This is a genomic window from Conservatibacter flavescens (genome assembly GCF_002795425.1).
GTDB lineage: Bacteria > Pseudomonadota > Gammaproteobacteria > Enterobacterales > Pasteurellaceae > Conservatibacter > Conservatibacter flavescens.
Genome location: NZ_PHHA01000008.1, coordinates 72865 through 86835 on the forward strand (window position 1 = coordinate 72865; position 13971 = coordinate 86835).

Consider the following 13971-nt stretch of genomic DNA (forward strand, 5'->3'; position numbering starts at 1 on the left):
GGGCGCTGTCAGATGACAATCAATGCGCTATACCATCATTAATTTTTTGCAGCAGCGGCTGCTTTGACGATGACGGCAAATGCAGGCGCCTTTAACGAAGCCCCACCAACTAACGCACCATCAATGTCTGGTTGGGTAAATAATTCTGCCGCATTAGCATCATTCACTGAACCACCATATTGAATAATAAGTTGTTCTGCCACCGCTTGAGATTTTGCCGCGATATGACCACGAATAAAGGCATGAACCCCTTGAGCTTGCGCAGGAGTCGCGGATTTACCCGTACCAATTGCCCAAATTGGCTCATAAGCGATAACCGCACCATTAAACGCCTCAACGCCTAATAAATTAATCACCGCATCAATTTGGCGAGCGCACACTTCTTCTGTTTTACCCGCTTCATTCTCCGCTTCAGATTCTCCAATACATAATACTGGCACTAAACCGGCTTCTTTTAATACACCAAATTTTTTCGCAATAAACTCATCACTTTCATGATGATACTGACGGCGCTCAGAGTGGCCAATAATAATATATTTCGCCCCAAAATCTTTTAACATATCGGCTGAAATATCGCCTGTGAATGCACCTTGTTTATTTAAATCCACATTTTGTGCGCCCAGTTCAATGACGCTTTTGCCGCCACAGCTACAACCACAACCTTTTAATGCTGCCTCTGCTTCCGCTAAGTACATAACTGGCGGTGCAATCGCCACATCACAACCTGTCACATCATGCAGTTCTGATTTCAAACCTGCAATTAATTCTTGAGTAAAGGCTTTAGAGCCATTTAATTTCCAGTTACCCATCACTAAAGGACGACGTGCCATATTTTTTCTCCTAAGATAATTAATAAAAATTGCCATTACTATATCAAAATTCCACGCTAATCATTAGTGCTATATCAAATTTTTTCACTTTTCTAAGAAATTTTTCGGATAAAAGATGATTATTTTGCAGTAAAAAGCTACAATCTACTGTATGAATTGTTTATAAAATGAATCATTTCTCATGAAGATATTTAAAGCTGAACAATGGAACTTAGAGTTAATTCTGCCACTTTTTGAGCAATATCGCTTGAATCATGGTATGTTAGAAAACCCTGAACGCACCCTCACTTTCTTACGAAATCGTATTCGTTTTAGTGAAAGTATTTTATTTCTTGCGGTTGACAATAAACAGCAAGCTATCGGATTTATTCAGCTTTACCCTCGTTTGTCCTCGTTACAATTACAACGATACTGGCAACTTACCGATATTTTCGTGCAAGATTGTTCAAATAAAACCGAAATTTATACCGCACTTATTGAAAAAGCCAAAGAGTTTGTCTGTTATACTCAATCTCGTTTTCTTGTTGTTGAACAAGGGCTACAACATAAGGAAATTTGGGAAAGTGAAGGTTTTCGTTTGAACCCTAAAAAAGCCATTTTTGAACTTCGATTATAATTTTATTTAAGGAAATCCCATTATGTTACAAGCTTGGAAAAAAACGGCTCTACTCGGTATGAGTATCATTTTACTCAATGCTTGTGCCAGTTCAGCACAAATTAATGAACAGGCCGCCATGAGCTATACACAGGAAATATCTCAATTACGCAATAAAGGCGTGGTCGATACGAGTTCTACGACGGCAAAACGCATTAATCAGGTATTTCAAAAAATGGTCCCCTATGCCAATAAAGAAAATCAAACCGGACAGCCATTTAACTGGGAAATTAGCGTAGTCAAATCAAAAGAACTCAACGCTTGGGCGATGCCGGGTGGCAAAATGATGTTCTATACTGGATTGGTCGATCAATTAAAACTCACCAATGATGAAATTGCTGTTGTCATGGGGCATGAAATGGCTCATGCACTACAAGAACATGGGAAAAGCAAAGTTAATATGAGCCAAATATCTGGCATTGCTGCACAAATTGCTCATATCGCCTTGTCCACTCAAATTGGTTCGCAAGCAAGTGGAATGGTAGTGAGTGTTGCGAAAGATTGGGGCTTAGATAAACCTTATTCTCGTAGTCATGAAACAGAAGCGGATGAGGTGGGTTTAATGCTTATGGCAAAAGCGGGCTATAATCCTCAGGCCGCACCGAATTTATGGATTAAAATGAATCAGGCTACCGGTAATTCAAACAGCGCATTAGCAGGTCTTGTGTCAACTCACCCAACTAATGCTGCTCGTCAAGCAAACCTGGAACGTTTGATGCCACAAGCAATGGAATACTACAAAGCCAGTAAATAATTTTTCTTTTTAGACCGCACTTTTTCAATTTTTATAGTGACCGTGATTGATCTGCCCCCAAAAAGTTAGACACTAATCACAGGACTGATTTCGGTATTGTACTGGGCTCAGTCCTTTTAATTTTATCTGAATACGCTCATTATTGTAATAACGAATGTAGTCGTGGAGAGTTTGTTCAAGCTCCGCGTAAGTTTTAAAACGCTTTCCTGCATAGCATCCCGTCTTCAAACGACCAAAAAAACTTTCCATTGCACTATTATCTAAACAGTTGCCTTTTCTCGACATACTTTGAATAATTCCATACTTTTCTAACCGCTTTCGATAACCACGCATTTGATATTGCCAGTCTTGGTCTGAATGCAATATCGGCGTTTTTCCTTTCGGCAGTCTGGCTATCGCCTGATTGAGCATTCGTATCGTTTGTTCAAAATTTGGGGTTCGACTTAAGTCATAGCTGATAATTTCGTTGTTAAATAAGTCTTTAATCGGTGAAAGATAGAGTTTCCCTTCATCGCATTTAAATTCGGTTACATCAGTGAGCCATTTCTCATTTAGTTTCATTGCTTTGAAGTTACGCTCAAGCACGTTTGGAGTGATTTTGCCCACTTCTCCATGGTAAGAACGATATTTTTTCGCCTGGCATTTTCCTTTTAAACCCAGCTGTTGCATTAGACGTTGCACTTTTTTGTGGTTGATATGATGACCTCTCGCTTTTAAGAGCATCGTAATGCGACGATAACCGTATCTTCCGTGATGCTCGTGAAAAAGAGCGGTGATTTCCTCACAAAATTTTGCATCGCGAGGTTTATCTTGCTTCAAATGATAAAAGAAACTACTACGAGGCAACTTGGCAATGCGAAGGAGTATTGGCAAAGTATAGTTTACCCGTAACGCTTGGATAACTTCCGCTGCCTTTGCTCTTCCTCCCGTATCAGCTCGTCCAACTTTTTTAGATAAGCATTCTTCGCTTCAAGCTCTAAAATTCGCAGCTTCAAGCGTTCTTCTTCTGTCTTGGGTTTGGGGGGCATTTTGGCGTATTTGGGTTTCATTGATGGTCTTCCTTTCGGTTTGGGTTTTAACCCTTTTATACCTTCTTTCTTGAAGGCTTTCAACCATTGGCTGATGATACCCGAATTGCTGAGTCCAAACTGAAGTGTTGCTTGTTCAGCAGAATAAAGGCCATTTATAACCGCTTGTATCACTTGATATTTAAATTCAGTAGGATATTTTTGTTTGGTGTGCGATACAGCAAGCCCATTACTGCCTGAGTGTTGGTACTGTGCTATCCAACGTCTGAGTGTTTGGTCAGAAAGCTGGAATTGTTTTCTTGCGAGTGGAAAGTTGTGATGATTTTCAAGATAAAAATCAATGACTTGTTGTTTAAATGATTGGGTATATTTAGTCATAAAAAATCTGCACCTTACTAAGTTGGAAATATCGTCCAACTTTTGGGGTGCAGATCATTCGATACGCCCCTACATTTATATTTGAAGTAGAGAAGATCTATTATTCCCTACATATCATTGATATTTATAGTAGTATTATAAAGCCCCATACGTTCCTTATTGTGTTTATTGATCCCAGTATATTCCAAACTTGCGTCTTCATAACGTTTAAACTTATAAACCGCATCATTCATCATTGTTTCGTTAAATAAATTTAAACTCACTAATAGGCTAAAATCCTGTTGGGTTAAGCCTGTAACTTTGTAGAATAGCTCTGGCTCAAGTTGAGTAATTACATCACGCAACGCATATTCCCGATAATCACTTAAATACATAAACACAGGAATACGGGTTGCAAATTTCATCAGCTTTTCTTGTACCTGTTTTCGTAATGATTTTTCCTTTTTTTCTTCTTCAGATAAGGTTTTCTTTTCGGTTGTTGTCAGCTCTCTATCTCCTGCCTCTTGCTTCGTTTTTTTCACATTCTCAGATTTATTGATAATGGTTTCAATATCTTGGTTTAACGAACGGAAGCCTTCGATATTCATTAACGCTTTCATCGCCGCTTCATTATTGCTTAACTGTTTAAGGGTGTCATTATCAACATTGACTAACAAAGCACTTTCCCAACGGCGAGCAAGAAGTGTAGCAGTTGTACCGCTCATCGCCATATCTAAAATACCTGAAGCATCAATTGCACGCATTGAGCTACCATCATAGGCAAGTACAGGTAAAAACTGAATAAAGTCAGCAACTTTTTTCTCTGGGTTTGTTTCAGTTGTATTTAATTGACAACTATAATCAGCAAGCTGTTTTAGTGCTCGGTTAGGTGCAAAATCAAAGACATAGCAATCTTGTTTAATAATACATTCATTATTAGGATCGAGCGGATTATGCCCACGCAAAACCCAAGGCGTTTGAACCCGAAACGCCGCTTGGAAATAGGTTTCTGGCGAGGTCAGATTACGCAACATAAAGATCCCTGTCCAAGGCGAAACAGATACACCTGTGGTTAATTTTCCACAAGAAAGAGTAATTGATTTGGATTTTAACGGTTCACGCATTGCATTTTTAACAGGAACGAGAGCTTCTGCTCCCATCCCTGCTTGTGTACCTGCTGCCACAATAATTTGATAGTCGTGATAAAAGGTATTTTGCTTTTGAGCTAATAAATTTTTCATTGCATAACAAGCGGCAACGTTGGGTAAAAACCAAAAGGTATGTAATAAATTACCCAATAAACGGCTATCGCCAAATGGCATTGGCGGCTTTTCTGCCCCTAATTTTAAGTTATCAATAGTTGTGCTTTTCAATGCACCACGAATTAAATCAAGCCATTTTTGTACTTCATTTTCATAGGTAAATGTTGCTTTATCGCCTGATCCTTTTGCCTCAAAAAATTGGTTAAGATCGAACTCGTTAAATTCCCCTTTTAATGCGACTTCTTGAATATCGTCAGGTAGCTGATAGGTCATCATAATCATTCGAGGCAAGCTCAAATAAGGGTTATTATCGCCTTGCCAATTTGCTTTTGCGTGTTGTTCATCGGAATATGTCCAGTTAAAGATCTGTTCCTCAATAAATTCCCCTGAATTGATCGCTCGAAATGGCGTGCCAGAAAGATATAAATAGTGATCGGTTGTAATCGGCAACATCTCTTCATCAAAATAATCGGGCATATCCATATCCATTTCAGCTTCTTCTGCTTGGCGTTGTTGGAATGTTGCCTTTTCCTCCGCTTCAAATAGCCCTTTCGATTTTTCTCGCCACGCTCCATAGTGATATTCGTCAAATACCACACAATCCCAGTTGATCGTATGTACCCACTCATTTTTGGCTTTAATCCCACCCGATTTACTTTTCCCTAAAAAATCTTGGAAAGATCCGAAACAGACCTGTGGAAGGCTTGCTGAATGTTGCCATTCATCTTTTTTAGTTACAAATTGCCAACCTTCAAAATCACGATGACTTTGCAAATCCTCTTGCCACGCATTTTGTACCGCAGGTTTAAAAGTAAGCACCAATACCTTTTTCCAACCCATTTCTTTCATCAACTGATAGGTAGCAAAGGTTTTACCAAATCGCATTTTGGCATTCCATAAAAAGTGCGGTGTTTTTGGATTATTATCTTTATCTTGCTGAAAATGCCGAAAATAGTATGCTGTTTTTTCCACTGCCTCACGCTGTTCAGGACGCATAGCAAAATCAAATTGGCGATTTTCACTGTTTTTCTGACCGCTTTTCACCGCTAAAATGGCAGCTTTTACCTCACTTAGCGAACACTTAAACCATTCACCATTGAGTTTTTGCACACCTTTTTCAACCAATAGGCGATGAATATCGTGGTCAGTAAAAAACGAACCATCTTCACGCATCGCGATTTCATCTAGCTCAATTTTCCACGTCTGTATAGGCGTTTTAATTGGATATTGTTCCTGCACACGTTCTGCTACCGTGCGTGTGGTATAGCCAATTTTTAAACAATCTAGAAAATGACTATCAGAATAGGCGTAAATTTTGGGGGCGCGGATAGCGGTAAGTAAGTTGCTCATAATATGTTGATCTCAATTTGACAGGTTATGTAGGGGCGTATTGCATACGCCCTTTATGGAACTTGTATCAGGGCGTATGCAATACGCCCCTACAAGATATAAAATATGTGTAATCAAATTTTCTTTGTGAATGCTAAGAAAATTAACCTCTTTCTAATTCTTCTCGGATTTTTCTTATGTTATTTTCATCGAAAGTATCATCAGTATTAGGATCTAATTCATATCCACATTCTGAGTTAGTACAAAAATAGCCCATCATTGAATTCTCTCCACATTCTTCACATTCCCTAAAAGGATCTTCCACACCTTGGCGAATATCTCGATGGGTAAGATTAAATGCTTGATAATAATCTAAATGATTACCACATTGATGGCATTTAAATTTGAATGTAGGATATTTTCCTGACTGATATTCAATTAAATTTGAACCACAAAATGTACATTCTTTTGAAAGGGCTTCATCTATTTCTATTCCAATTAAGCTTCTTTCACATTGCTCTTTAATAGCTTTAATAAGTTCTGCTTTGTTAATAGATGATAAATTCATTTTTAACTCCTATTAAATGAGATAATTTAGTTTGATAAGCGGTGATAAAATTGCTATTTTTTACAATTTATTCCATCGGTCTTACCATACTTTCAATATAATCAATTTCCTCTTGAGTTAATTGATATTTTTCGTAAAGTTCTTTATCTGTCCAAGGTTTTGAAAAGTCTTGCATTGGGATAAGTTCATAGACTTTTTTTGTAGCATCTTGAGTATTCTTTTTTAAGGTCAGCATAAAGTGGAAAAAGCGAGTATTGATATAGCTCATTACATTTTCACAGATAGTTTTATTTTCAAAAGGTCCAAAGACGAGATAAGTTTCGGTACAAGCAGTTCCTTTTTCAGCATAAATAGGTTTGACTAAGTCAGTTTTGCTATTACCTGACCCTATTGCTCTTGGTACTAATACTTTATGAGTATCTATCCATTTATGATTACTCAATATTTCTGTTATTTTGATATGACCTATACCTTTATTTTGATATAGTTTTACATTATGTTCCTTATAAGGTTCAGCCCTACCTTTGAAAAAAGTTCTTAAACCAAAAGGTTTTAGGGAGCTAATTATTGTATTAAAACTATCTTCATTAAATTTTTGTACTTTACGTAAAATGTTAATAGCTTGGTTATAGCGGATAAAAACATCTAAATTTCCCTCTTTTAATGGTCTTTTCATTTTGGAAACAATATTGCCATTTTCATGAGTTGAAATTAAACATTCATCTTTATGAGTATAGTCCCATAAAAAGTAACAAACACCCCCTTTAATTTCTACACCTGTAAAACAATCATTAGAATTTGGAAAATCATGTAATTCGACCAAGTTATTTTCACTTAACATTGTTTCACGGAATTTATCTAATCCCCTTCCTCCTGCATACCAACGGGCGGGAATAATCATAGATAAAAAACGAGGATTTAATTTTTTCGCCTGTTCAACAAATAAATGATAAATAGGGATTGCACTAGCTTGAGCTCCTCCATCACTTAACTGATAAGGCGGGTTACCAATAATCACATCAAATTGCATATCTTTTTTAATTATTTCCTCGATTGATAGATGAATAAACGAATAAGCGTGGCTTTCGACTTGATCGCCTCTGTCATATACTGCTTGGCTTGCTCCGCAATGTGTACATTTGCCATCAGCCCAGCTATGTTGCAACGGCGAGTAAAAAATGTTGCCTTGCTCATCGTTAAATTGATCGCAAATAGCGTATTCACTGTTAGCATATTTCGCACAGTAAAGGCTGCGGCGAGTAAGTAGGGCGGTAAGTTCAGTAATGGCTAAGCCAAAGACTTGCTTGGTTAGAATATGGTTAATTCGCTGTTGCAAATCGGGCATAATTGGCTCAAGCCCCTTGAGTAATCGCTTGGTAATCTCACGCAAAAATACCCCAGACTTGCAGGCAGGATCTAAAAACGTGGTATCAGGAGAAGAAAACAACTCTTGAGGCAAAAGATCTAACATTGCATTGGCAACATCGGGCGGTGTAAAAACTTCATCATTCGATAAGTTGGCAATGCAAGAAAGCACATCGGGGTTGTAGTTAATAAATTCGTTTTTCATTGGGTATGTCCAAAAAGTAAATTTTGTCTTGGTCTAAAATGCGATATCCAAAAGATCTATCGTGTTCAACTAAATGTTGATATTCGTAGGCTTGCCATTGAAAGAAAAAACGATTTGGATAAACTCCCGACTTCCATTGGTAAAATTTCAGCATTTTGGGATCGCTTGTGTCCGTTTCATCTTGTGCAAACGTCATCGTTAGGGCGTTACCATGAACAATATTGACTTGCAAAATACGTATTACCGTTGCCATTATTTTGCTTAAATGAGCTTCATCAATGGCGGGAATAGTTTGGCGTATGGTTTGTTCCACATAATCAGCCAATCGCTTTCGGCAGGCTTCCACGTTATCTTTCAACAGTTCAATACCATAAATACTTGCAACTGCCTGTACTACATTAAGTTCATATCTTCGCTGGGAACGTTCGTTAGATCGCTTCTTTCCCACGATTATTTGTTTTTTTCCCTTTTGTGGGAGGAAAAAACAAGATTGCACATCGGCGACAACCAATTTCCGTTTTAAAATTTCAATTAAAAAATTACCGTCTCCACAAGCAGGCTCTAAAAATGAGGCATCGAGCCTTAATGTTTCGTTTTTAACTAAATCGAGCATTGCATTTACTTCTTCAGGGCGAGTAAATACTTCACCGTGATCAGCAACACGTTTTTTAGATTTGATTTGTTGGGTCATTGGTTTTGTAACTTTTTACTTAACTATATAACTTTTATTGTAACTAATGATAATAGTTACATAACTTTTGATCAAGTTATAACAAAGAAAAATGATAAATCTAGACTTTTTCGCTATGAATGAAAGGATAAAATTTGCGGAAAATCTGAAACGAATTTTGATCGCAAAAGGCTATAAACCCACAGCTTCCGTCATTGAACGTGAGCTGAATTTACGCTATTACGGAAAACCTATTGGGCAGGCTGCCGTGGCAAAATGGTTACGAGGCGATGGGTTTCCTACAACGGAAAGGCTTAAAACCTTATGTGAATGGCTAGAGATTGAACCGAATGAATTAGTTTCAGAGGCGTTGGCATATAAGGTGGCTAAACTTAGCCAAGCTAAGCCTGAAGTCAAAAAGGAAATTTGGGAACTCGCTCAAAGTTATGATGAGGAAGAGCTTATCAAGATATTTCTCAACTTACCCAAAGAACAGAAAAAAACGGTCAGGGAAGTGATTATGGCAATGCACAAAGCCTATCGAACCTTGTCTAAATAAAAGCTAAGGGCGTATTCGAATATGATCTGCACCCCAAAAGTTGGACGATATTTCCAACTTAGTAAGGTGCAGATTTTTTATGACTAAATATACCCAATCATTTAAACAACAAGTTATTGATTTCTATTTTGAAAATCATCATTGTCAATCATTGACTAAAAAACATTTTCAACTTCCTAGTACAACACTTAGACGCTGGATAGCACAGTACCAACACTCAGGCAGTAATGGGCTTACTGTCTTGCACACCAAGCAAAAATATCCTGCCGAATTTAAATATCAAGTCATACAAGCGGTTATAAATGGCCTTTATTCTGCTGAACAAGCTACGCTTCAATTCGGTATTCGTAATTCAGGCATCATCAGCCAATGGTTGAAAGCCTTCAAGAAAGAAGGTATAAAAGGGTTAAAACCCAAACCGAAAGGAAGACCGTCAATGAAACCCAAATACGCCAAAATGCCCCCCAAACCCAAGACAGAAGAAGAACGTTTGAAGCTGCGAATTTTAGAGCTTGAAGCGGAGAATGCTTACCTAAAAAAGTTGGACGAGCTGATACGGGAGGAAGAGCAAAGGCAGCGGAAGTTATCCAAGCGTTAAGAGTAAACTATCCTTTGCCAATACTCCTTCGCATTGCCAAGTTGCCTCGTAGTAGTTTCTTTTATCATTTGAAGCAAGATAAACCTCGCGATGCAAAATTTTGTGAGGAAATCACCGCTCTTTTTCACGAACATCACGGAAGATACGGTTATCGTCGCATTACGATGCTCTTAAAAGCGAGAGGTCATCATGTCAACCACAAAAAAGTGCAACGTCTAATGCAACAGCTGAGTTTAAAAGGAAAATGCAAGGCGAAAAAATATCGTTCTTACCGTGGAGAAGTGGGCAAAATCGCTCCAAACGTGCTTGAGCGTAACTTTAAAGCAATGAAACCAAATGAGAAATAGCTCACTGATGTAACCGAATTTAAATGCGATGAAGGGAAACTCTATCTTTCACCGATTAAAGACTTATTTAACAACGAAATTATCAGCTATGACTTAAGTCGAACCCCAAATTTTGAACAAACGATACGAATGCTCAATCAGGCGATAGCTAGACTGCCGAAAGGAAAAACGCCGATATTGCATTCAGACCAAGGCTGGCAATATCAAATGCGTGGTTATCGAAAGCGGTTAGAAAAGTATGGAATTATTCAAAGTATGTCGAGAAAAGGAAATTGCTTGGATAATAGTGCGATGGAAAGTTTTTTTGGTCGTTTGAAGACGGAATGCTATGCAGGAAAGCGTTTTAAAACTTACGCGGAGCTCGAACAAACTCTCCATGACTATATTCGTTATTACAATTATGAGCGTATTCAGATAAAATTAAAAGGACTGAGTCCAGTACAATACCGAAATCAGTCCTGTGATTAGTGTCTAACTTTTTGGGGTCAGATCAATTCGGTCACTTTTTTATTTTTCCTTTTCTCAAGAACTTGCCGAATTGTTAACACAATGTTATGTTGAAATACTGTTCATTTATCACCATCGCTTATCATTATTAAGGACATTTTATGACAAGTACAACACAACCCAAACGTGATTGGTTACAAAAGATTGAATATATTGGGAACAAATTGCCTGATATTACAATGCTTTTTATCTATGCTCTCATTATTTGCTGGCTTCTCTCTTGGGGGCTTTCTTACTTAAGTTTTGATTACTTACACCCAGTCAGCCAAGAGCAAATTGCCGTAACGAATCTGTTTCAACCCGCAGAAATAACCGCATTTTTAAGCGCGCTGACCAAAAACTTTATTAACTTTCCTCCACTTGGGATTACCATTGTGGCAACATTAGGAATTGGAATTGCCGAAGCAAGTGGGTTTATCAATGTTGGCCTTAGCCGCGCCTTGAGTATCATTCCCAAACCCATCGTCACTCCAGCGGTAATTACCATTTCCGTCATCGCTCATGTTGCTGCTGACTCAGCTTATGTTATTTTAATGCCAATTGCTGCATTGATTTTCTATTCCGTAGGTAAACACCCACTTTCAGGAATTGCTGCCTCTTTTGCTGGCTTAGCAGGCGGATTTTCAGCCAGCTTTACCCCATCAATCATCGATCCGATTATGCAAAGTTTTACTCAAAATGCCGCAAGAATTATCGATCCGGTGTATAACGTTAACGTACTCGGTAACTATTTTTTAAGCTTCGCAAGTACTTTCTTTGTCATTGCGACTTGTTGGTATATTACGGATAAAATCTTAGATCCTCGTTTAAAACGCACGATGCCAATCGATAAGGATCTTAATCAAGACGATGTCAGCATTCATCAGCCATCAAGCCAAGATCTGAAAGCCTTTCGCATTGCTTCACTTGTCTTTTTGTTTATGGCGATAGGCCTCTTCCTCTTAGCTTACCCTGACAATTCAATATTACGCTCACCGGAAGGTTCATTAACCGCCCCCAATTCACCAATTATGCAAATGATTGTGCCATTGTTGCTCTTGTTTTTTGCTGTCCCATCACTCATTCACGGGATTATTGCTGGCACATTTAAAGAGGCTCGCACTGTCACTAAAGCGATGGAGCGTATTACTTACACCTTAGTGCCATTTATCGTATTCTCATTCTTCTGCGCACAATTTTTGTATTCTTTTAACCGTTCAGGGATTGGTACTTTAATTGCTTTATCTGGCGCAGAATTTTTGAAAACCTTACAAATGCCCGCAGGCATTACGATCTTTGGAGTGCTGATTCTCACTTTATTACTGAATATCATCATTACATCCGCGACATCAAAATGGGCGATTCTTTCACCAATTCTCGTGCCAATGTTAATGTCTGTGAATATTTCACCGGAATTAACCCAAGCTGCATTCCGGATTAGTGATTCTGTAATGAACGTTTCCACGCCAATGTTTGCGTTCTACCCTTTATTAATTTCCTATTGTCAGCGCTATTGTAAAAATACCGGCGTCGGTACCTTATGTTCAATGATGATCCCTTATACCATTGGTTTATTTATTGTGCTGACGATTGTATTATATGTATTTTGGTGGCTAAATATTCCACTTGGCTTTGACAGTGGCTATGTCTATCCAAAAGCATAAGGAGTAAATATGAAATTAGATCAACAACTTATTGAGCGTTTTTTCCGCTATCTTGCCATTAGCAGTCAAAGCGTGGCTACGGAATGTACAGTGCCTTCGAGTGCTGGACAATGGAAAATGGCGGAATTACTGGCAGAGGAACTGCGCGCATTAGGTTTACAGAACGTCCAAATAGATTCTTATGCAAATGTGACCGCACTTTGGAAAGGCACTATTGCTCATGCCACACCAATCGGTTTTTGTGCACATATGGATACCGTTGATGTTTCTTTATCTCCAGATATTAAACCGCAACTCAAAGTGTTTAATGGCGAAGATTTGCTGCTCAATGCGCAAGAAAATATTTGGTTAAAAGTGGCTGAACATCCAGAAATTTTAGCTTATAAGGGGCAAGATATTATTTTCAGCGATGGAACAAGTGTACTTGGCGCGGATAATAAAGCAGCCATTGCGAACATCATGACCGCGCTAGCTTATCTCAAGGAAAACCAAGTGCCAACTGGTGATATTTATATTGCCTTTGTACCCGATGAGGAAATTGGTTTGCGTGGTGCAAAATTATTAGATCTTAACCAATTTAAACCCGATTTTGCTTATACCATTGACTGCTGTGAATTGGGTGAGGTCGTTTATGAAAACTTTAATGCCGCCTCTGCCAAAATCGTCATTCACGGTGTGAGCGCTCACCCTATGTCAGCTAAAGGCGTTCTGGTTAATCCAATTTTGGTGGCACAAGATTTTATTGCACAATTCGATCCAAATCAAACACCAGAACACACTGAGCATAAAGAGGGTTACTGGTGGTTTAATGGTATGGAAGCCAACCAAAGCCAAGCAACGCTTCATATTGCTATTCGTGATTTTGATAAAACCTCATTTGAACAAAGAAAAGGCTTTATTCAACAGGCTGTACAACGCATTCAAACCCGTTACCCACGTGCAAGAATAGAATGTACCATTACTGATGTTTATGGCAACATCGCAAACACCTTAACGGAAGACCGTCGTTCCATTGATTTATTATTTGAAGCAATGGAGAATATTCAAGTCAAAGCCAAAGTTATTCCTATGCGTGGCGGTACCGATGGGGCGGCGTTATCGGTAAAAGGCATTACCACGCCAAACTATTTTACTGGCGCGCATAATTTCCATTCCAATTTTGAGTTTTTGCCGGTCCCCTCTTTTGTGAAATCTTGCGAACTGACACTCAAATTAATTGAATTAGCCGCAAGACCAAAGTAGGCATAATAAGAAACAAAAGTGCGGTTAAAAATTGATCTGCACCCCAAAAGTT

General features: G+C 38.5%; 11 protein-coding genes and 1 pseudogene. 6 read left to right on the forward strand and 6 right to left on the reverse strand.

Annotated features, from left to right (window positions below):
• Positions 1-38: 38 nt before the first annotated feature.
• Complete coding sequence (gene tpiA, locus CVP05_RS04980) at positions 39-830, reverse strand: triose-phosphate isomerase (RefSeq protein ID WP_100288479.1); 792 nt, start codon at positions 828-830, stop codon at positions 39-41.
• 181 nt (positions 831-1011) lie between these two features.
• On the opposite strand from tpiA, the gene CVP05_RS04985 reads away from it, so the two are divergent.
• Together CVP05_RS04985 and CVP05_RS04990 are read left to right on the forward strand one after the other, a co-directional pair.
• Positions 1012-1446, forward strand: a complete 435-nt coding sequence (locus CVP05_RS04985) for a GNAT family N-acetyltransferase (RefSeq protein ID WP_100288480.1) — start codon at positions 1012-1014, stop codon at positions 1444-1446.
• A 22-nt stretch (positions 1447-1468) separates the two neighbouring features.
• Positions 1469-2239 carry a M48 family metallopeptidase gene (locus CVP05_RS04990; protein ID WP_100288481.1) on the forward strand — a complete coding sequence of 257 codons (771 nt, stop codon included), beginning with the start codon at positions 1469-1471 and terminating at the stop codon, positions 2237-2239.
• A gap of 72 nt (positions 2240-2311) precedes the next feature.
• Here CVP05_RS04990 and CVP05_RS04995 read toward each other — a convergent pair.
• The 5 genes from CVP05_RS04995 to CVP05_RS05015 all read right to left on the reverse strand — a co-directional run bounded on the left by CVP05_RS04995 (position 2312) and on the right by CVP05_RS05015 (position 9044).
• A protein-coding gene (locus CVP05_RS04995) for an IS3 family transposase (protein WP_100288482.1) occupies positions 2312-3645 on the reverse strand; the annotation gives its coding sequence in 2 pieces (ribosomal slippage) (positions 2312-3180 and positions 3180-3645; 1335 coding nt in all).
• Positions 3646-3752: 107 nt separating this feature from the next.
• A complete protein-coding gene (locus CVP05_RS05000; protein WP_100288483.1) occupies positions 3753-6236 on the reverse strand; it encodes a GIY-YIG nuclease family protein in 2484 nt (827 codons plus the stop codon).
• Positions 6237-6378: 142 nt separating this feature from the next.
• The gene (locus CVP05_RS05005; protein WP_100288484.1) at positions 6379-6783 is read right to left on the reverse strand and encodes a hypothetical protein; all 405 of its coding nucleotides are present in this window, start codon (positions 6781-6783) and stop codon (positions 6379-6381) included.
• Between the two features lie 67 nt (positions 6784-6850).
• On the reverse strand, positions 6851-8353 hold the full coding sequence (locus CVP05_RS05010; RefSeq protein ID WP_100288485.1) for an Eco57I restriction-modification methylase domain-containing protein: 1503 nt from the start codon (positions 8351-8353) through the stop codon (positions 6851-6853).
• Positions 8334-9044, reverse strand: coding sequence for a restriction endonuclease subunit M (locus CVP05_RS05015; RefSeq protein ID WP_100288486.1), 711 nt, complete (start codon positions 9042-9044; stop codon positions 8334-8336). Before CVP05_RS05015 ends, CVP05_RS05010 begins: the two co-directional genes overlap by 20 nt.
• A gap of 115 nt (positions 9045-9159) precedes the next feature.
• Between CVP05_RS05015 and CVP05_RS05020 the strand changes: the two genes are divergently transcribed.
• The 4 genes and pseudogenes from CVP05_RS05020 (at position 9160) to pepT (ending at position 13919) form a co-directional block, all read left to right on the forward strand.
• The gene (locus tag CVP05_RS05020) at positions 9160-9582 is read left to right on the forward strand and encodes a hypothetical protein (RefSeq protein ID WP_100288490.1); all 423 of its coding nucleotides are present in this window, start codon (positions 9160-9162) and stop codon (positions 9580-9582) included.
• A gap of 79 nt (positions 9583-9661) precedes the next feature.
• Positions 9662-10995 (forward strand): annotated as a pseudogene (locus tag CVP05_RS05025) (IS3 family transposase).
• Positions 10996-11135: 140 nt separating this feature from the next.
• Complete coding sequence (locus tag CVP05_RS05030) at positions 11136-12677, forward strand: AbgT family transporter (RefSeq protein WP_100288487.1); 1542 nt, start codon at positions 11136-11138, stop codon at positions 12675-12677.
• 9 nt (positions 12678-12686) lie between these two features.
• On the forward strand, positions 12687-13919 hold the full coding sequence (gene pepT, locus CVP05_RS05035) for a peptidase T (protein WP_100288488.1): 1233 nt from the start codon (positions 12687-12689) through the stop codon (positions 13917-13919).
• Positions 13920-13971 lie beyond the last annotated feature (52 nt).

Coding starts and splice junctions, on each gene's coding strand:
- CVP05_RS04990 (WP_100288481.1), top strand. CDS start 1,469: ATGTTACAAGCTTGGAAAAAAACGGCTCTACTCGGTATGAGTATCATT.
- pepT (WP_100288488.1), top strand. CDS start 12,687: ATGAAATTAGATCAACAACTTATTGAGCGTTTTTTCCGCTATCTTGCC.
- tpiA (WP_100288479.1), bottom strand. CDS start 830: ATGGCACGTCGTCCTTTAGTGATGGGTAACTGGAAATTAAATGGCTCT.
- CVP05_RS05020 (WP_100288490.1), top strand. CDS start 9,160: ATGAATGAAAGGATAAAATTTGCGGAAAATCTGAAACGAATTTTGATC.
- CVP05_RS05030 (WP_100288487.1), top strand. CDS start 11,136: ATGACAAGTACAACACAACCCAAACGTGATTGGTTACAAAAGATTGAA.
- CVP05_RS05010 (WP_100288485.1), bottom strand. CDS start 8,353: ATGAAAAACGAATTTATTAACTACAACCCCGATGTGCTTTCTTGCATT.
- CVP05_RS05015 (WP_100288486.1), bottom strand. CDS start 9,044: ATGACCCAACAAATCAAATCTAAAAAACGTGTTGCTGATCACGGTGAA.
- CVP05_RS04985 (WP_100288480.1), top strand. CDS start 1,012: ATGAAGATATTTAAAGCTGAACAATGGAACTTAGAGTTAATTCTGCCA.
- CVP05_RS05000 (WP_100288483.1), bottom strand. CDS start 6,236: ATGAGCAACTTACTTACCGCTATCCGCGCCCCCAAAATTTACGCCTAT.
- CVP05_RS05005 (WP_100288484.1), bottom strand. CDS start 6,783: ATGAATTTATCATCTATTAACAAAGCAGAACTTATTAAAGCTATTAAA.